The sequence below is a fragment of the Photorhabdus kleinii genome (assembly GCF_025384885.1).
In the GTDB taxonomy this organism is placed as follows: Bacteria; Pseudomonadota; Gammaproteobacteria; order Enterobacterales; family Enterobacteriaceae; genus Photorhabdus; species Photorhabdus kayaii.
This window is the reverse complement of sequence record NZ_JAJAFY010000157.1, coordinates 1-645: the sequence shown is the minus strand read 5'-3', so window position 1 is coordinate 645 and position 645 is coordinate 1. Positions and strand designations below refer to the sequence as shown.

At 57.5% G+C, this 645-nt stretch carries 1 protein-coding gene; it reads right to left on the bottom strand.

Annotated features, from left to right (window positions below):
* A partial coding sequence (locus tag LG003_RS23145; RefSeq protein WP_262981778.1) for an Ig-like domain-containing protein occupies positions 1-629 on the bottom strand: 629 nt, incomplete at its 3' end.
* Positions 630-645: the final 16 nt, after the last annotated feature.

Here is a 645-nt window from a genome sequence, read left to right as displayed (position 1 = left end):
GTTAACCCGTCAGCCTTTGGATCTGTCTGCCAGTCAATGTCGATCGGTTGACCCACCACCAGATTGCCGTGCCCATCCTTCACCGTCGCCGTGAAGGTATAACTGTCAGTGCCGTTGTTGTAGCGCTTCTTGTCTTTATCCACTTCCACCATCACGCCGGTTACTTGATAACTGAGGCTCAGCTCCTCAAAGCTTACCGGGCTATCGGCCCTGACCCATGACGGATTCGCCGCCGCCTTTGCCGACACCTGCACATCCGTCACCGCCGCCGTGCTGGTTAACGTCGCGGTGACCTGTCCCTGCGCATTACTCACCGAATTGCTCTGTTTCGTCAGGGTTAACCCGTCAGCCTTTGGATCTGTCTGCCACTCAATGTCGATCGGTTGACCCACCACCAGATTGCCGTGCCCATCCTTCACCGTCGCCGTGAAGGTATAACTGTCGGCGCCGTTGTTGTAGCGCTTCTTGTCTTTATCCACTTCCACCGTCACGCCGGTTACCCGATAACTGTGGCTCAGCTCCTCAAAGCTCACCGGGCTATCGGCCTTGACCCATGACGGATTCGCCGCCGCCTTTGCCGATACCTGCACATCCTTCACCGCCGCCGTGCTGGTTAACGTCGCAGTCACCTGTCCCTGCGCGTTA